Origin of the sequence: Nonomuraea sp. NPDC049129 (genome assembly GCF_040648495.1) — a bacterium.
Classification (GTDB): Bacteria; Actinomycetota; Actinomycetes; order Streptosporangiales; family Streptosporangiaceae; genus Nonomuraea.
In genome coordinates, this window is record NZ_JBEZDU010000004.1 from 135,927 (window position 1) to 153,178 (window position 17,252).

Here is a 17,252-nt window from a genome sequence, read left to right on the forward strand (position 1 = left end):
ACCTGGCGCCGAGAAGCCGTCCGTGCCGGGCAACCCGCGCGCCACGGGCACCACGTCCGCCTCCATCACGCTCGCCTGGGACGCCGCCACGGACAACAGCGGCACCATCAAGGACTACCGCGTACGCGAGGGCGATACCGTCGTGGCCACCGTCACGGCCGCCACCGCCCAGATCACCGGACTGGCGCCCAGCAGCACGCACACCTATACGGTCACCGCCCGCGACCCGTCGGACAACGAGTCGGACCGCAGCGCCGCCGTCACGGCCACCACCCAGGCGGGCGGCACCGGCACCCCCGTCGCGGCCAACGGCCAACTGCACGTCTGCGGGGTCAGGCTCTGCAACGAGCACGGCAAGGAGATCCAGCTCCGCGGCATGAGCTCGCACGGCCTGCAGTGGTACTACCAGTGCCTCAACACCGCGTCACTGAACGCGCTGGCCGACGACTGGAAGGCCGACGTGCTGCGCATCTCCATGTACATCCAGGAGGACGGCTACGAGACCAACCCCCGCCTGTTCACCGACCGGGTGCACAACCTGATCGAGCAGGCGACGGCCAGAGGCATGTACGCGATCGTCGACTGGCACATGCTCACCCCCGGCGACCCCAACTACAACCTGGCCCGCGCCAAGACGTTCTTCACCGAGATCGCCCAGCGGCACAACGGCAAGAACAACCTGCTCTACGAGATCGCCAACGAGCCCAGCGGCGTCTCCTGGTCCACGATCAGGAACTACGCCCAGCAACTCATCCCCGTCATCAGGCAGTACGACCCCGAAACCCCGATCCTGGTCGGCACCCGCGCCTGGTCCTCCCTCGGCGTCTCCGACGGCGCGAGCGAGACCGAGGTCGTCAACAACCCGGTCAACGCGACCAACATCATGTACACCTTCCACTTCTACGCGGCCTCCCACGGCACCGAATACCTCAACACCCTGTCGAGGGCCGCCGACAAGCTCCCGATGTTCGTCACGGAGTTCGGCACCCAGACCTCCTCCGGCGACGGGTCGAACAACTTCACGAGGTCGCAGCAGTACCTCGACCTGATGGCCCAGAAGAAGATCAGCTGGACGAACTGGAACTACTCGGACGACGAACGCTCCGGCGCCGTCTTCACCGAAGGCACCTGCCCCAACGGCCCCTTCACCGGCACTTCTCGCCTCAAGGCGGCCGGCGTGTGGGTCCGCGACCGAATCCGCACCCCCGACGACTTCTGACCCACGTCAGACCGCTTCCCTTTTCTCTCCCCCGAAGGGGGTATCTCTCAAAGGACCCCAGCCACCACGGACCGTCACACGGATCGAGACGGTCGGATGACGAGACAGCCGGGGTCCTAGGAGAACAGCTCGCGGATCTTGCCGATGACCTCGACGATGACCGACACCTCGCCAGCCCTGAGCGAGAGCCGCTTCAGGGCGTCGAGGATGCGCGACCGGTCCGGCTCGGCCTCGGCCAGCTCCCGCCGGACGTCAGCCGCGTCCCGCCGCGCCTTTCCCGGCTCGTCCACGACCGACTCGTGCTCGCCGAGCAGACTCTCCAACTGATCCAGCAGCATCTCGGCCGTACCAGGCCCCGAAGAGCCCAGGTGGTTGACGGTGGCGCGGGCGTGCGCGCCCATCGCGATGGGCCCATTGACCTGCCCACCGGTGATGTGCAGGCCGTATTCCGTTCCCATCGAATCCTCCCCGCTAGTCACGTGTCTGGCCGTAGGTCGCCGACGCGTGCTCGCCGAACGCGATCGGCCCGTTCACCGTGCCGCCGGGCCCCACCGACATCGAGTACGAGGTCACGCTGGCCGCCTGCAGCCGGTAGGCGCCGGTCTCCACCTTCCGCTCCTCCAGGAAGTCGAGGACCGCCTCGGTGAGCCGCTGCTCGATCATCTTGATGTACTTCGTGACGTCGAGCACCTGGATGTGGGTCTGGAGGCGCTCGCTGGCGCCCAGTTCGCGGACGCTGAAGCGGGCCCCGTACGGATAGACGATGTGGTCGCGGGGGTTCGGCGTCATCGAGCTCTGCCGTACGCTCTGCACGATCGTCCGGACGACCCGGACCGGAGCCGCCAGCACGTCGCGCAGCAGCTGGAGCTTCAGGACCTTGACCGCCTCCCAGGTGATCCGCCCGCTGGTCATGGCGGGCAGGCTGTCGACTACGTGATAGAGGTCGTGGGCCGGCGGGAGCACGGTGACCACGAACTGCGTGTAGAGCATTCGGCCTTCGACGGCGAGGTAGATGAACGCGGATGTCAGCGCCTCCTGGTCCTCGGCCGGCGCGACCAGGTTGCCGTTGAGGTCGCGGATCTCCTGGCCGGCGTTGTTGATGGTGACGCGCTGGTAGTACCGAACGCCGCCCTGCGGATGGCGGGCGATTGCCGCGATCTCCTCGGGGGTGGCCAGGTAGCGGGGCAGGCCGTTGCGGTCGATCATCGGATGCGGCCCGGCCGCGCGGTCGCGCTGCCCGTCGGCGACGGTGAAGATCCCGCGCGTCACCACGTGGTCTCCGATGTCGAGCCGCTGGATGCCCTCGTTGGGCCGGAGTACGCGGTCACGCATGTCGATGAGGCGGCTGCGGACGAAGCCGTGCAGCTCGACCGGGTCGATGTCGACGGGGTCCGCCCGTCGTGCCGGCCGGTGATTCTCGCGTACGCGGTCGAGTTCGACGGCGATGGACCAGTTCCGCTGGATCGTCCCGGCGCCGAGGAACGCGTCCTCGTTCGCGTACATGGTGATGTTTCCCCACTGCGCGCCGCGGATGTAGTCGAGGCGGCGGGCCAGCTTGGGGTGCGTGGTTCTGATGATGGGTTCCGGCGCGCCCGGCTTGAGGCTCCCGACGAGGGTCAGGTAGATCGCGATCCGGTACACGAGCGCGACGCCGAGCGTGACGGCCGGAACCATGAGCGCCTGCAACAGGGAGCCGGTGCTGTCGCTCACGACATCCGGAGCAGCAGGCTCAATTCCGTATATATCGGGAAATGATGAGCGGCGTGAGGTGAGCAACCCCGTAGCCGCGGAGAAGAGCGCGCTGAAGATCGCTAGAAAGAGCAGCGAGAAGGCCGAGTAGCCGGCCCAGAGCCAGATCAGCGCCCGCAAGTACAGCGGCCCGCGCCGGATCCCGTCCACGGTGAGAAGGGCGAACGGGATGAGGGCCGTCACCCATGCGAATGTGCTCAAAGGGGCGATGAAACAGCCGATGGCGAAAAACCCGGTGATCAGGGCGTCGCGGACCACGAGCATCGTCCGGGATCGTCGGCAGTGATAGATCACCGGCATCAGGTCGAAACCCCCGTAAGAGGGAGGGATCGCCCGATACTGGTCGAACAGCAGCTCGACCAGAACTTTGTCGCGGAAGCCGCTATCCAGGTAGGCGGCGCCGCAAAGGTAACGCGTCACATTGCCCATGCGAGACGTTTTCACATTCGCGGTCCGCGTGTGCGGGGAATCCGTTCCGGAGCTGTTGAGCATCGTGGCCGCCTCCCGCTCATTCGTGCGTGGCGGTGAGCCTATAGTGGGCGAATATCTCAAGAGTGGCTCGTTATCAAATAGTCTTCTTTCGGTAATGCGGGCGGCTGTCGACACGACGAATCAGCAATAAAGCATTTGTCCTGGTTTTTCGGGATTAATTAGGGAGAGGTGCATTGGTGGATGAATCGGGCTCCGGCCGCCTTTGTGGGCGATGCGGGGCCGACGCCGGGAACCTCGACCGGTGCCCGAGGTGTGGAGCGGCCCTCGCGGAGCCACCGGCGCCAGCGGACGGTGGGGAATGGGACCCCTGGGATCGGCCGCGGCCCTGGACGTCGCTGGTCTTCCTCGGCTTGATCCTGCCGGCGCTCGCCCTCGGGCTGGTCTGGTGGCTCGCCTCCGGCCTCCCCTGGCCCTCCGGTGAAGGAGACACCCAGGCGCGGCAGGACGAGGTGCCCGTGCTCACCGATGCCACCGGCGCGACCTCAGCACCGGCGACCGACACCGGAGCACCGGCGGCCGACACCGACCAGGCCGCCCGGCAGGCCACCGGTCTGGATGATCTGCTGACCAACAGCCACTCGACCCGCGCCAGCCTGTCGGGCGCCATCGCCCGCGCGAGCAAATGCGAGCGGAGCGGCGTGAACGCCATCCAGAACATCACCGTCAACCGGCGCGACCAGCTGACCATGGCCCAGGCACTCGACCTGACCGCCCTGCCGGAGGGACCGGCGCTCAAGGAGTCCCTCGTCGCCGCGCTCCACGCCTCCTACTCCGCCGACGCCGCCTTCCTCACCTGGTCCCGGCGCCACCTGGCGAAGGGCTGCACAGGACCCATCGCCGCGGATCCCGACTACCAGCGCGGACTCGACAAATCGGGCGACGCCCAGACGGCGAAGGCCCGATTCGTCGAGGCGTGGCGCCCCATCGCGGAAACCTACGGCCTGACCCACTGGAAGGCCGACGACATCTAGACGACATCTAAAGGGGCAGAGGACCGTCCCGAAGCCCGGCGTCCGCATCGTCGAGACGAGGGGTTCGACGATGCGGACGCCGGAGTCGTCAGCGCACGCGGACCTGTGAGGCCAGCGTGCCGCCGCTCGTGGCCTGCCATCCCGCCACCACTGTCGGGTGGCCGCCCGTCGCACGGGTCAGGGGTACGGTCACGGTCGTGGTGCCCTTACCGGAGACGGTGACGACGCGGCCGCCCGCCGTGCCCTGGTCGTCGCGGACGAACAGGTGCGCCTTGCCGGCGGCGTTGGCGCGCAGCGTCACCTTCACCGCGTTCCGTCCGCTCGTGGCGGAGACCACCCGGCCGCTCTCCGACTCCTTCGCCGCGGGACCGCCGGCGAGCGGGAGGTGGACGCGGACCGCCTGCTCCAGTGACTGCGGCGAGTCCAGGCTGGACAGCCCGGTGTCGGGGATCACCGGGTCTGGTGGGGTGGTCGGCCGATCGGCCGGCGGCTGGTAGCCGGGCAGTGTCGCGACGCCCCACCGGTACGGGTCACCCTGGACGCCGCCCCAGGTCGACCAGCCGATCCGGGTCTGGCCGGTCTTGTCCTGGGTGTCGGAGTCGTACACCAGGATGTTGAGCCCGAGATGCGCGGGATCGACCGCACCCGGCAGGGTCTCCATCGGGATGGCCATCTCCACGTCGTACGCCCCGGCGGAGACCTTCGAGGCCACTCGCATGCCGGTGGCGGGTCCCTGGTGGTTGTCGGCGTCGCGCAGCGCGCAGGGCGGGCCCTCGGCCGTCACCGGCAGCACCGCGGCCTTGAACGTCGTGGAGGTGTTCTCCGACGTGCCGCGCGGGTCGAGGGTCACCTCCACCGAGTCGGTACGCCAGTGCCGCTTGCAGTCGGAGGCGGGCAGGCGGGTGCCGACGACGTCGTCCTTCACGTGGACCATCAGGAACAGCGTGTCGTCCCGCCAGGTCACCTTGGCCGTGCCGGAGCAGTCCGCGGCCGACGAGCACGCGGTGCCCTCCCACAGGCGGGAGATGTCGAGGGCGGGGCCGGCGTATTCGCCGTCGCCCTCCACGCCGTCGACGGCCGGCGCCGCCGTGGCCTGCGGGATGGCCGCCGCCGGGACCAGTTCGAGCGCGGGCTTGCTCACCGACGATCCGTCCGCGCTGGTGGTGGTGATGGTGTACGCGTAGTCGCCGCCCTGGTTCGAGGTCTTCAGCGCGGGGTCGGAGTTGGTGACGGTGAACGGCACCGTCGTCGAGGCCCCGGCCGCCAGCCCGCTGTAGGGCGCCTCGGCTCGGTCGGCGGTGAAGCCCGCGGGCAGGTCCAGCCGTACGGTGCCGGACTGGGTGGTGCCGCTCACGTTGGTGACCACGACGCCCACCTGGCGGGAGCCGCCGGACGGGAGGGTGAGCACGGGCGTGACCAGGCCACGCAGCTGCGGTACGCCGAGTTCGGCGGTCCACTTCTCGTACTGGGCGACCTGGGGGAGCAATTGCTGCCCACCTCGTACGGCCGGGCTGACCTCGACCTGCCGGTCGGTGTAACCGCGTCCATGCTCGGTGGTCAGCGTGGCCGCCAGGCGAACCCGGTCACCGGCGCTCACGCCCTGGGGCGGCGTCACCGTGAAGGTCGCGGATCCGGTACGCCCCTGGGCGATCCTGCCGAGGTCACCGGAGCCGCTGACCACCCAGCCCTGGGGGGCGCGCAGCGCGGCGGACGATCGGCCGAGCGGTTCGCCGGATGGGGCGGTCGCGGTGACCTTGACGGTGAAGGCCGTTCGCGGGCGGACGTCGAACGTACTGGGCCGCAGGTCGAGCAGGGTGCCGAGCGGCACGGTGCCGGCCGCGCGGGTCAGCGCCCCGTCGAGGATCGCCGTCGGCGCGGCCGCCGCCGCGCTCCCCGGCTCGGGGAAGGGTACCCGCGAGTCCACCTGGGTGAAGAAGTCGCAGCCCAGCTGAGCCGGGTCGGACGGCACGTCGGGGAAGACGGCCCAGCCCTGGGAGGCGTACGAGCGCTGGGCCTCGCGCTCGATGGTGGCCCAGGTCTTGCCGCCCTGGCTCTGGGAGGGGCGTCCGCTCCACACGCCGTACACGTTCTGGGCCGGGTTGGTGGGGCGGAACGTCGCGGCGCAGGCCGGACCGACCTGGGAGGTGCCGCGCCCGCCGCCGAGGAACAGCCGGGCGGGTGCGAAGGGCCGCAGCCCCTCACGGGTGAGCTGCTCGGGGAACGCCTTCGGGTCGGCCGCCGCGTAGAACGCCTCGACGGCCAGCCGGGCGGCCTGCTGGTGATTGCCGTGGTTGCCGGGGGAGGGGGCGGGGTCCATGGTCAGCATGACCTCGGGCCGGGTCTGGCGGACGACCCGTACGACCTTCTCCAGGGTGTCGTCCCCCCAGATCTGGTCGGTGAGCGGGGCGCTGACCGTGTAGTAGAAGTCGACGTCGTCGAGGTTGAACACCTCCCGCACACCGGCCTTGCCGACCGCGGTCCGCTCCTCGGCCTCCCGCAGCAGGCCGAGCGCCGGGCCTTCCTCCGGCCCGACGGCGTTGCCGCCGCCCTCGCCCCGGGTGACGGTGACGACGCCGGTGCGGACCCGGTGGTCCTCGTTCCACTGGCCGAGCGTGGACAGGCTGAACGCCTCGTCGTCGGGATGGGCGCCGACGAACAGCGCGTCGAGGTCAATCGGGGGAGCGGGGGCATGTTCGGCCAGCGCGGGCGCCGCCGGTACGAAAGCCAGCGCGGCGGCCACCGCTACCAGCGCGTAGAGCGACCTCTTCAAGGGAACCTCCGGGGGGTTATTCGCGGACCGCCCCCTGGAGCAGTCCGCGGACGAAGTGACGCTGGAGGAACAGGTAGAAGATCACGACCGGGGTCGCGACGATGACCGACCCGGCGGCGAGGAGGGTGAAGCCGGAGGTGTACTGGCCCTGGAAGAAGGCCAGCCCCAGCGGCGCGGTCCGCAGCGACTCGCTGGTCACCATGATCAACGGGATGAGGAACTCGTTCCACGTCCACATGAAGACCAGGACGGTCAGGGTCACGACGGCGGGCCGGGCCGGGGGCACCAGCACCTGCCACAGGATGCGCCAGGTCGAGGCGCCGTCGATGCGGGCGGCCTCGACGATCGCCCGGCTGCTGGCGCGGAAGTACGCCCGCATCCAGAACGTGCCGAACGCCACCGACAGCGCGACCTGCGGCAGCGCGACCGACCAGAAGGTGTCGATGAGGCCGAGCGAACGCAGGTCGAAGTAGAGCGGCACCGCGATGGCCTCACTCGGCATCATGATCCCGAGCATGAACAGGTAGAAGAGCACCGACTGGCCGCGGAAGCGCATGGTGCCGAAGGCGTACCCGCTCATGATGGACAGCACGACGCTGACGACCACGACGAACGCCGACACCATCAGGCTGGTACGCAGGTAAGTGCCGAACCGCCCGATCTCCCACGCCGCCGAGAAGTTGCCCACGTGCAACCCCGCCACGCTGAGCCCCTGCCCGGTGGCGTCGGCGCTGTCGTCGGGGCCGAGCGCGGCGAACAGGATCGACAGGATGGGGAAGAGCGCGAACGCGGCGAACGCCGACAGGATGACGTAGTTGGCCAGCCGCTCCCCGCGTGAGATCACGAGGCCCCCCTGTCCGCGAAGCGGTTGATCATGAACGAGATCGCGAAGATGACGACCGTCAGGGTGACCCCGATCGCCGCCGCCGAGCCGATCTGGCTGAGCCCGAAGGCGCGGTGGTAGACCTCGTACGACGGCACCGAGGTCGAGGTGCCGGGCCCGCCGCGCGTGGTGATGTAGACCAGGTCGAAGGTCCGCAGCGCGGCGATCACGGTCAGCGTCAGCGCGACCGCGATCTCCCCGCGCACCGAGGGCAGCGTGACCGCGAAGAACTCCTTGACCGCCCCGGCCCCGTCGAGCCGCGCCGCCTCGTACAGCTCCGAAGGGATGCGGCTCATCCCGGCCAGCAGCAGCACGGTCACCAGGCCGGTCTCGAACCACGTGCCGACCACGCCGACCGCCGGCAGCGCGAAGGTGTAGTCGCCCAGCCAGCCCCTGGTGAGCGAGTCGAGTCCGAGCGCGCCGAGCAGGCCGTTGAGTGTGCCGTCCGGGGCGTACACGCGCCGCCAGGCGACGGCCACCACGACCATGGCGACCACCTGCGGCAGGAACACCACCGTCCGGAAGAACCCGAGCCCGCGCACCTTGGCGTGGTTGAGTATCGCGGCCAGCATCAGCCCGATGGCCAGCGGCGCCAGGGCGTAGAACCCGACGAGGACCAGGGCGTGGACGAAGGCGTCGCGCAGCCCTTCGTCCGCGACGATCGCCGCGTAGTTGGACAATCCAGCCCAGGTGCCGACGGACAGCCCGTCCCAGTTGTACAGCGACAGCTGTACCGCCCGGCCGATTGGATAAAGGAGGAACGCCGCGTATATGACGAATGCCGGAAGTATGTAGAGGTAGGCGACGCGTCTGGGCTCCCCGGGAGGTCGGCCCACGCTCACCCGTTGCTCTCCGCGAAGGTCTTGTAGTCCTTCTCCAGCGTGGCCAGGAACTCCTGCGGCGTCGCCTTCTTGGCCAGCAGGTCCTGCAGCGCCGCGCCCAGCGTGTCGGCGAAGGTCGGCGTCGCGTAGTCGAGGTAGGGCACCAGGCCGTCGTTCTTGGTCGCGGTGCCGAACGCCTTGAAGACGTCCTGCTGTGCACCCGCCGGCACGCTCTGCTGGTCCGTGTCGGCCACTGGCAGGTTGCCGGTGGCGGTGAGCACCTTCATGGCGTCGGCGTTGGTGATGAAGTCGATGTACGCGGCGGCCGCGTCGGGGTTGGGGCTCTTGGCGGTGATGGCGAACGGCAGGCCCGTGCCGCCGGTCGCGACGGGCGGCGCGTCGGGTGTGGCGCCGGGCGGCAGGATGAAGCCGAGGTTCTTGCCCAGGACCTTCTCCATGTCGGCCATCAGCCAGGTGCCGCCGATCAGGAAGACGCCCGTCCCCTTGCTGAACGCCTGCCACGCCGGGTCGTAGCCCTGGCCGTTGAAGCCCTTGTTGAAGTAGCCCTTGTCGACCCAGTCGACGAGTTGCTGGGCGGCCTTGGTGTTCTCGGGGGTGTTCCAGGAGGCGCCCTTGCGGCCGAAGGCCAGCGTGCTGATCTGGGCGGCCGGAACGTTACGGCCCTGCACGGTGCCGAACACGTGGATGGCCGGCCACTTGTCGAGGTTGCCCAGCTGCATGGGCACCTCGCCGGCGCCCTTGGCCTTGGCCAGCGCGGCCTGGAACTCCTCCCAGGTCTTGGGCGGCTGCAGGCCCAGGCTGGTCAGCTTGGCGGCGTTGTAGTAGATGCCGACGACCTCGCCGACCTGCGGCAGGCCGTACAGGTTGCCCTCGCCGAACACCTTGCCGTCGGCGCTGTAGCTCGAATAGCGCAGGACGGAGTCCGGATAGCGCTTCTTCCAGCCGTACGCCTCGGCGTAGGCGTTCAGCGGGCGGAGCTGGCCGGCCTTGACGAACGCGCCCATCGAGGACCGGCCGTTGTTGGCCTCCACCACGTCCGGCGGTTCGTTGCCGCTCAGCGCCAGGCGCAGGGTGGTGTTGAGGTCGTCGAAGGAGCGGGAGACCCGCTTGAGCTTGATGTTGGGGTATTTCGCCTCGAACGCGGCGTTGAGCTGCTTCATCTGGGCGGCCTGCCCGCCGCGTACCTCCTGGTCCCAGATGGTGAGCGTCACGTTGCCGAGCGCCGCGGCGTCGGTGCGCACCGCGCTGGGCGCGGCCGACGAGGCGGCCGGCGGTGGAGCCGAGGAGCCGGGCGCGCACGCGGTCGCGGCGAGGGCCACGGCGGTGGCGGCGAGTACGGCACGCGTGCGAGGCGTTGGGGGGATCATGGCGTTACTCCTTTTGCGCAGGCACGCGGGACGTGCTCGGACCCTCGGGCTCGTCGGGTGGACCGTCGGCCGTGGCGCCCTCAGGCCCGCCGGACGCCTCGGCGGCGGTCCTGGCCGGTGGCTTACCCGGCGTCCGCGGCGCCATTCCCACGTCGGCCTGCCGGGCGATGGTGGCGGCCGCCCGGCGTACCGCGCCCACCGGGTCGGTGGGCACCAGCTTGTCGAGGAAGCCGTAGCGGCGGGCCAGCGAGTCGCCGTAGGCGCCGCTGTGGCCGGCCGCCGCCCGCACCTCGTGCCACCAGTCGGCGATGTCCCCCCAGCCGGGCGCGGCCAGCGAGCCGCCGAACTGCTGTACGGCCAGCGCCGAGCAGACCCCGGCGAACGCCAGCCGGTCGGCCAGCGGCCAGCCGCACAGGGTGCCGAGCACGAGGCCCGCGCCGAAGACGTCTCCCGCGCCGGTCGGGTCCAGCGCGGTCACCCGCGGAGCCGGGACGAACGCCTCCTCACCCGTCAGGGAGTCGATGGCCATGGCGCCGTTCGCCCCGTCGGTGACCACGGCGAGGGGGACCCGGTCGGCGATCGCGTACAGCGCGTCCCGCGGGCTGTCGGTGCCGGTGTAGGCCATGGCCTCGACCGCGTTGGGCATGAACGCGTGACAGACCGCGAGCTGCTCCAGCAGGGCGGCCGACCAGGTGCCGGACGGATCCCAGCCCACGTCGGCGAAGATGAGGGCGCCGTCGAGCTGCGCCTTCTCGGCCCAGTTGCACTTGCCGGGCATGCCGAGCGGCTCCTCGGCCGACAGCGTCACGATCGCCGCCCTGGAGCGGGGCGGGGCGCCGATCATGTCCGAGGCGGCCATGGGAGCGGAGTGGCCGTGGGTGACCATGCTGCGGTCGCGGTCGACGGCCATGGAGACCGTCACCGGCGAGTGCCAGTTCTCGAAGCGCCGGGACCTGGACAGGTCAACCGATTCTTGCTCCGCGAGCGTACGCCAGCAGAAGTCGGCGTAGTCGTCGTCCCCGAACGCGGCGGCCAGCGAGGTGCGCAGGCCCAGCCGGCTGGTCGCGATGGCCAGGTTGGCGATGCCACCCGGACATGAACCCATGCCGTCGGCCCAGATCTCCGTGCCGGCCGCGGGCATGGCGGGCAGCCCGGTGAACACGATGTCGAGGAAGACCGTGCCCGCTAAGAAGACGTCGAACTGCGGCCCCTCCGGGGTTCGCTGATCGGCTAGAGGGTCATACGCCTGGGCAGACACAGAACAAGTCCTCCTCGGCAGAGCGAGATGTGCGCAATCTTGCATGTTTGCTCGCGCACTTCAAGTGTTTTGCGCGAGGTTTTGGTCAATGATGCTCACACATGAACAGATATGACTGATACGATTCCCGCGTGCTTCAGCGCCTCAGGCATGCCGAGATCATGCGCCGGGTCCGCCTCTCAGGCGCCACGAGCGTGAGCGATCTGGCCAGCCAGCTCGGCGTGAGTCCGTCGACCATCCGCCGCGACCTTGAGGTGCTCGACCGCGACGGCACGCTGCGGCGGGTGCGCGGCGGCGCTCTCGCCGAGGTCGACGCCGACGCCGACCGGCCCTTCGCCGAGGTGGCGGTGGTCGACGAGCGGGACAAGGAGGCGGTGGCCGGGCGCGCCGCGCAGCTCGTCCGCGACGGCGACGTGGTCCTGCTCGACATCGGGACGACGACCATGCAACTGGCCCGCCGGCTGCGTGGCCGCCGCGTCACCGTGGTCACCTCCAGCCTCGCCGTCCTCGACGTCCTCCGCGCCGACCCGGCGGTCGAGCTGCTGCTGCTCGGCGGCATGGTCCGCCGGCCGTACCACTCGCTGGTGGGCGTGCTGACCGAGGAGGCGCTGCGCCAGGTGTGCGCCGACCGGGTGTTCCTGGGCGTGAGCGGCGTACGTCCGGACGGCCAGCTCGTCGACACCACGCTCGCCGAGGTGCCGCTGAAGCGCGCCATGATCGCGGCGGCGGGCCAGGTGGTGTTACTCGTGGACCGGCACAAGTTCCCCGGCACCGGCGCGCTGCGGGTGTGCGGTCCGGAGGATATCGACGTGCTGGTCACGAACGCGGGCGCCGACGAGACGACGCTGCGCAACTGCGCGGCCGCAGGTGCCGAAGTGCAGGTCGTGTGAAGGGGTTTCCATGAGACTGACCGTGCTCGGTGGTGGCGGCTTCCGGGTCCCGCTGGTCTACGGCGCGCTGCTGCGCGACACCGCGAAGCCGCGCGTGGAGCAGGTGATGCTGTACGACGTGTCGGCCGACCGCCTGGCGGCCATCCGGCACGTGCTCCAGCAGCTCGCCGCCGGGCACGACGACCCGCCCGAGGTGCTGACCACTACAGACCTGGACACCGCGCTGCGCGATTCCACCTTCGTCTTCTCGGCGATGCGCGTCGGCGGGCTGGCGGGCCGCACCGCGGATGAGCGGGTGGCCCTGGAGCTGGGCCTGCTCGGTCAGGAGACGACCGGGCCCGGCGGCATCGCCTACGGCCTGCGCACGATTCCGGTCGCCGTACGGGTGGCCGAACGGGTGGCCGCCCTCGCGCCCCAGGCATGGGTGATCAACTTCACCAACCCGGCCGGCATGATCACCGAAGCCATGCGGAGCGTGCTCGGCGACCGCGTGATCGGCATCTGCGACTCGCCCATCGGGCTGGTCCGCCGGGCCGCCGCCGCCCTCGGGCTCGACCCGTCCCGCGTGTCGCCCGACTATGTAGGGCTGAACCACCTCGGCTGGCTGCGCGGGCTCACCTACCAGGGCCGTGACGTGCTGCCCGAGCTGCTCGCCGACGACGCGGCGCTGGGGCGGGTCGAGGAGGCCCGGATCTTCGGCGGCGACTGGGTACGGACCTTGGAGGCGCTGCCCAACGAGTATCTGTACTACTACTACTTCACCCGCGAATCCGTCGCCGCCATGTCCGGGCAGACCCGTGGCGAGTCTCTGCTCGGGCAGCAGGATCGCTTCTACGAGGCCGTACGCGCCCGGCCCGAGCAGGCCCTCGCCGAGTGGGGCAGGACACGCAAGGAGCGCGACGAGTCGTACATGGCGGATACGCGGGAGATCACCGACGCCGGTGAGCGCGACGCCGTCGACCTGGAGGCGGGCGGCTACGAAGGCATCGCGCTCGCCCTGGTGGGCGCCATCGCGCGTGGCGAGCCCTCCACCATGATCCTCAACGTCCGCAATGGCGGCGCGGTGGCCGGGCTGCCCGCGGAGGCGGTCGTCGAGATCCCCTGCGCGGTGGACGGCTCCGGAGTCCGGCCCCTGGCCACCCGCCCGCTGCCCGGCCGTTTCCTCGGGCTCGTCCAGCAGGTGAAGGCGGTCGAGCAGACGACCATCGAGGCCGCCCTGTCGGGCTCGTCCCGCCTGGCCGTCGAGGCGTTCGCCCTGCACCCCCTGGTCGACTCGGTCGGGACGGCGCGCAAGCTGCTCGACGGCTACCGGGCCCGCATCCCGGAACTGGCCGCCGTCCTTCGTGGGTAGCACTCGCCCGCACATGTAGCACTCGCCCGCCCCTTCTTCAGACACCCGCCCCTTCTTCGGTCAGTCGCGGCGCTCTTCGGGCACGTTTCCGAGCGCGCGGAGCGTGGGCAGGAGCGCGGTCAGGACGCGGGCGTAGGCGGTGAGCAGATGGGGCAATTCATCCGCCTGCTCCCACAGGGAGTCGACGAGGTCGCTCTCTTCTGACGATTGGGCACCGTCCCATTCATCGGACAGCTCCCAGGCGCGTTCCTTGGCCGCGACGGCGATCTCCACGGCCCTGGAGGCGAAGCGGACGTTGTCCACCATGGGCGGAGCGACACCGGCGGCGGTCAGGGCCTGGACGAGGTCGTCGGTCTCCGGCAGGAGCGGCATCCGGTGCTTACGCCACATCTCGCCCCACAGGCGCTGTCGCCGCCCCTCCGGAGTCCCGTCCTCGACGAGCATCGGATTTCCCTCATGGTCACGCTGGAGGATCAGCCCGAGCTCCGCCGCGAACGCCTTGCCGCCGACCGGGATGCCCTCCGGCGTCCAGCACTGATCCATGCTGCCGGCGAGCTCGGCCAGCCGGCGGTCGTCTTCGGGTATGGGGGGCAGACAGGCGAGTTCGGCCGGGCACATGCACGAGCTCGGATCGCCGGCCGCCGCGCGTCCACGGGTCAGCGGAACGCCGGTGAGCAGCGCCATCACCGCGCAGACCGCGAGGTCGACCCACCAGGCGATGAACTTCTGGGCGGCCTCCTCGTGCTCGTCGACCATGCTTTCGGCGAGGAGCACTCGTTGGACGATGAGCGACACCAGCGGTTCGAGCCTCGTCCCGCCGACCACCCGGCCGGACGAGGAGTCTTGCTGGCGCACCCGTTCGGCGAGGCTGTAGGAGTCGCGGTAGTGCTTTTCCGCGGTGGCGTGGTCGGTCACGGCATGCTCGGCGATCTCGGCCACGCCCTCGAGAAGCCGATCGATCGACTCGTCGGTCAACGGCTGCCGGGCGGGGGAGGAGTACACGGTGGGGGCCTCCTGGCAACTGGCTGTTGCCGGAAGATTACTCTCGGGCACCGCCGCTCAGGGCGGATTCCGCTTTGATCAGCTCGACTTGCCGTGTACGACGAGCGCCCAGGCCAGCAGGCCGAAGGCGGTCGTGGAGCCGAGGACGCGGACGAGGTTCCAGCCCACCCACCGGGCCTCGTCGAACCGCGCGCGGACCGCGGCGAGGTCGGCGATGGAGTCGGGGTCGCCGGCCGCCTTGAGCGCGTCGTTGAGCGGCACGTTGATCGCGATCGTGATGACGAACGTGACGATGTAGAGGACGAGCGCGACCGCGACCCACGGCAGCTCGGGCCGCCCGATGTGGGTGATCGTGGCGACCACGGTGAAGATCAGCGCGCCCAGGAAGCCGCCGCCCATGAACCACGGGTTGATGATGGCCCGGTCCATGGCCTGGAACGCGCCGACGAAGGTGCGGTCGTCGGTCTTGGCCAGGCCGGGCATGACGGTGTGCGCGTAAAGGCCGAAGACACCGGCCACCAGCCCCATCGTCATCGTGGCGGCCATCAGCGAGACAACCCGCAACACGTCCATGGTGCTACTCCTGGGGAGACGGGGGGTTTGTGGCTCGTTGAGGATAACAAGCGGTCTCTGTCGCGCCCCTGTCGCGCGGCTGTCGTGGGGGGCGGCTGAACCCCGCGATACCCTCGAGATCGTGACGTTGTTCGGCATCCGTCCAGAACAGGGCGTACGACTCACCAATATCTTCGCCACACCCTGGCACGTGACGGACGGCGCGGAGGCGGCGTCGGCGGGCGAGCGGCCACGGCTCGGGCGGCCGGAAACCTACTTCACCGGCTCGGCGACCCCTCAGGTCCTGCACAAGCTGGCTCTCGACCATCACAAGGTCGAGTTCGAGAGCTGGGACCGGCCGCTCGCGGGTGCCCGGTTGTGGCTGTTCGCGGTGCCGTCCACGCAGATCGTGGCCGTGCTGACCCTGGACGTCGAGGACGAGCTGGCCGACACGGTCGATCTGCTGGAGGACTGCTTCTACGCCGACCTGAAGATCGACGGCCGCTCGCTGGAGGAGGTGGCCGCGGAGCTGGCGGGCGGCACCGGCGGGTTCTTCCCCGAACGCCACCAGCTCGCCTTCAGCTCCCAGCTTCCGCCCGAGACGTCCGACGACCTGGTCAAGCGGGTGATCTACCGTGGTGATCTCCCGGAGCGCGAAGAGTTCAGCACGATCACGTACCCGAGCGAGCTGAACCGGCGCCCGGAGACGACCGCCGCCGTGGGCCCGTACGTCAGCGTGCTCTGCGGTCAGCCGAAGTACGTGGAGGACGGCATCTTCCTCTCCGCCGTGCAGGGCGTGGCGAGCGCGGCGCGGCTGCGGGAGATCCGGTCGGTGGCCTACCAGGCGGTCGAGGCGTTCCGCGGCCGCGACCGGGGCTGGCAGGACACGCGGGAGCGGCGGCGGAGCCTGGAGTCACTGACCGACCAGCTCGGCGACCTGGAGCTGGACCTCAGCTACAGCGTCGAGGCGACGGCCGACCTCGGGATGATGGTGCCGTCGTTGCGGGTGGCGGGCTACCACGAGGCCCTGTACGCGACGATGGGGCTGGTGGGCAAGGCGGAGAACGTGGCACGCATGCTCGAACGGCTCGCCCGGGCGATCAGGGCCGAGCTGACCTCGATCGAGAGCCTGGAGCGGCGGGCGGACGAGGACCGGCGGCTGCGGTGGACGGTGGCGGTCGGGTTCGTGTCCACGGTGGCGATACCGGTGACCCTGGTGCTCACCTTTTTCGGGGTGAACGCGCATGAGGTGGATGCGCGGGTGTCGATGTTCGCCGGCCGATACTGGGGGATCTACGGCTTGACGGTGGCCGTGGTGGCGGTCGGGGTGGGGCTGCTGCTCGGCCTCTATCTGCGGCAACGCCACGAAATGCGCCGAGACCGCCGCTGAACCGCGGTTGGGGTCTTCCGCGGCAACCCCGAGGTTTGGGGATGCCGTCGCGCACGCTGCCCGGGTGACTGTGGGGGCTGACAGGGCGGATCACCGCCAGTTCGGCGGATGACCCCCGGGACTGCATTGGAGAGCAAGATGCGCAGATCCACGATGTTGGTGCTCCTGCCCGTCGTCACCATGCTCGGCGGGCTCTGCATCACGTCGTCCGCTTCGGCGGTGTCAACGGCGGCCCCCTCGCCGCGTACCGCTGCAGCATGTCCCCAGTCCAGGCTGTGCTTCTACGACGACACCGACTTCAACGGAACTTTGGATGTTAATCGGTCAGTTCCACTTCACCTTTGCCTCGGTAGCTCATTCGCCGCCAGATCGGTGATCAACAACACATTGTTCGCACACAACATTTGGCGAGAAAGCGGATGTGAGGGGGAAAGCATCCACGTCGGTCCAGGCGAAAGGGTTACCGACATCGGATTCGACGCTCACTACGCGTCGAGGGCCTGAACACGAGCTCCA

15 protein-coding genes are annotated in these 17,252 nt (G+C 69.8%); 6 read left to right on the forward strand and 9 right to left on the reverse strand.

Annotated elements, in window-relative coordinates; all coding sequences use genetic code 11:
- The first annotated feature begins 22 nt into the window (after positions 1–22).
- Positions 23–1,219 carry a cellulase family glycosylhydrolase gene (locus AB0B64_RS13490; RefSeq protein ID WP_357943096.1) on the forward strand — a complete coding sequence of 399 codons (1,197 nt, stop codon included), beginning with the start codon at positions 23–25 and terminating at the stop codon, positions 1,217–1,219.
- Positions 1,220–1,335: 116 nt separating this feature from the next.
- Here the strand turns inward: AB0B64_RS13490 and AB0B64_RS13495 are convergent, their stop codons facing one another.
- On the reverse strand, positions 1,336–1,677 hold the full coding sequence (locus tag AB0B64_RS13495; protein ID WP_358177150.1) for a hypothetical protein: 342 nt from the start codon (positions 1,675–1,677) through the stop codon (positions 1,336–1,338).
- Positions 1,678–1,690: 13 nt separating this feature from the next.
- Complete coding sequence (locus tag AB0B64_RS13500; protein ID WP_358177153.1) at positions 1,691–3,388, reverse strand: hypothetical protein; 1,698 nt, start codon at positions 3,386–3,388, stop codon at positions 1,691–1,693.
- A 422-nt stretch (positions 3,389–3,810) separates the two neighbouring features.
- Between AB0B64_RS13500 and AB0B64_RS13505 the strand changes: the two genes are divergently transcribed.
- Positions 3,811–4,431: a hypothetical protein gene (locus tag AB0B64_RS13505; RefSeq protein ID WP_357941819.1), complete on the forward strand. Its 621-nt coding sequence runs from the start codon at positions 3,811–3,813 to the stop codon at positions 4,429–4,431.
- 88 nt (positions 4,432–4,519) lie between these two features.
- Here AB0B64_RS13505 and AB0B64_RS13510 read toward each other — a convergent pair whose 3' ends face one another.
- From AB0B64_RS13510 to AB0B64_RS13530, 5 genes are read right to left on the reverse strand one after another with little or no spacing between them, the layout of a single operon-like run.
- Positions 4,520–7,201 carry a sugar-binding protein gene (locus tag AB0B64_RS13510; RefSeq protein WP_358177156.1) on the reverse strand — a complete coding sequence of 894 codons (2,682 nt, stop codon included), beginning with the start codon at positions 7,199–7,201 and terminating at the stop codon, positions 4,520–4,522.
- Between the two features lie 16 nt (positions 7,202–7,217).
- Positions 7,218–8,045 (reverse strand): carbohydrate ABC transporter permease, encoded by an 828-nt coding sequence (locus AB0B64_RS13515; protein WP_357941824.1) that lies wholly within the window; start codon positions 8,043–8,045, stop codon positions 7,218–7,220.
- The gene (locus tag AB0B64_RS13520; RefSeq protein ID WP_358177159.1) at positions 8,042–8,926 is read right to left on the reverse strand and encodes a sugar ABC transporter permease; all 885 of its coding nucleotides are present in this window, start codon (positions 8,924–8,926) and stop codon (positions 8,042–8,044) included. The genes AB0B64_RS13515 and AB0B64_RS13520 overlap by 4 nt, the downstream gene beginning before the upstream one ends.
- Complete coding sequence (locus AB0B64_RS13525) at positions 8,923–10,293, reverse strand: extracellular solute-binding protein (protein ID WP_358177162.1); 1,371 nt, start codon at positions 10,291–10,293, stop codon at positions 8,923–8,925. The genes AB0B64_RS13520 and AB0B64_RS13525 overlap by 4 nt, the downstream gene beginning before the upstream one ends.
- Before the next feature lie 4 nt (positions 10,294–10,297).
- Positions 10,298–11,551 carry a PfkB family carbohydrate kinase gene (locus tag AB0B64_RS13530; protein ID WP_357941830.1) on the reverse strand — a complete coding sequence of 418 codons (1,254 nt, stop codon included), beginning with the start codon at positions 11,549–11,551 and terminating at the stop codon, positions 10,298–10,300.
- 131 nt (positions 11,552–11,682) lie between these two features.
- On the opposite strand from AB0B64_RS13530, the gene AB0B64_RS13535 reads away from it, so the two are divergent.
- Complete coding sequence (locus AB0B64_RS13535; RefSeq protein WP_357941832.1) at positions 11,683–12,441, forward strand: DeoR/GlpR family DNA-binding transcription regulator; 759 nt, start codon at positions 11,683–11,685, stop codon at positions 12,439–12,441.
- A 10-nt stretch (positions 12,442–12,451) separates the two neighbouring features.
- Positions 12,452–13,792: a 6-phospho-beta-glucosidase gene (locus AB0B64_RS13540; RefSeq protein ID WP_358177165.1), complete on the forward strand. Its 1,341-nt coding sequence runs from the start codon at positions 12,452–12,454 to the stop codon at positions 13,790–13,792.
- 60 nt (positions 13,793–13,852) lie between these two features.
- Here the strand turns inward: AB0B64_RS13540 and AB0B64_RS13545 are convergent, their stop codons facing one another.
- Both AB0B64_RS13545 and AB0B64_RS13550 read right to left on the reverse strand, forming a co-directional pair.
- A complete protein-coding gene (locus AB0B64_RS13545) occupies positions 13,853–14,794 on the reverse strand; it encodes a hypothetical protein (RefSeq protein ID WP_358177168.1) in 942 nt (313 codons plus the stop codon).
- Between the two features lie 78 nt (positions 14,795–14,872).
- On the reverse strand, positions 14,873–15,367 hold the full coding sequence (locus tag AB0B64_RS13550) for a DUF1772 domain-containing protein (RefSeq protein ID WP_357941838.1): 495 nt from the start codon (positions 15,365–15,367) through the stop codon (positions 14,873–14,875).
- Between the two features lie 121 nt (positions 15,368–15,488).
- On the opposite strand from AB0B64_RS13550, the gene AB0B64_RS13555 reads away from it, so the two are divergent.
- Both AB0B64_RS13555 and AB0B64_RS13560 read left to right on the forward strand, forming a co-directional pair.
- On the forward strand, positions 15,489–16,736 hold the full coding sequence (locus tag AB0B64_RS13555; protein WP_358177171.1) for a hypothetical protein: 1,248 nt from the start codon (positions 15,489–15,491) through the stop codon (positions 16,734–16,736).
- 180 nt (positions 16,737–16,916) lie between these two features.
- Positions 16,917–17,240, forward strand: a complete 324-nt coding sequence (locus AB0B64_RS13560; protein WP_357943098.1) for a peptidase inhibitor family I36 protein — start codon at positions 16,917–16,919, stop codon at positions 17,238–17,240.
- Positions 17,241–17,252 lie beyond the last annotated feature (12 nt).

Excerpts from the sequence above, each read along its gene's own strand:
- AB0B64_RS13495 (WP_358177150.1), bottom strand. The coding sequence starts at position 1,677 with ATGGGAACGGAATACGGCCTGCACATCACCGGTGGGCAGGTCAATGGG.
- AB0B64_RS13525 (WP_358177162.1), bottom strand. The coding sequence starts at position 10,293 with ATGATCCCCCCAACGCCTCGCACGCGTGCCGTACTCGCCGCCACCGCC.
- AB0B64_RS13540 (WP_358177165.1), top strand. The coding sequence starts at position 12,452 with ATGAGACTGACCGTGCTCGGTGGTGGCGGCTTCCGGGTCCCGCTGGTC.
- AB0B64_RS13550 (WP_357941838.1), bottom strand. The coding sequence starts at position 15,367 with ATGGACGTGTTGCGGGTTGTCTCGCTGATGGCCGCCACGATGACGATG.
- AB0B64_RS13560 (WP_357943098.1), top strand. The coding sequence starts at position 16,917 with ATGCTCGGCGGGCTCTGCATCACGTCGTCCGCTTCGGCGGTGTCAACG.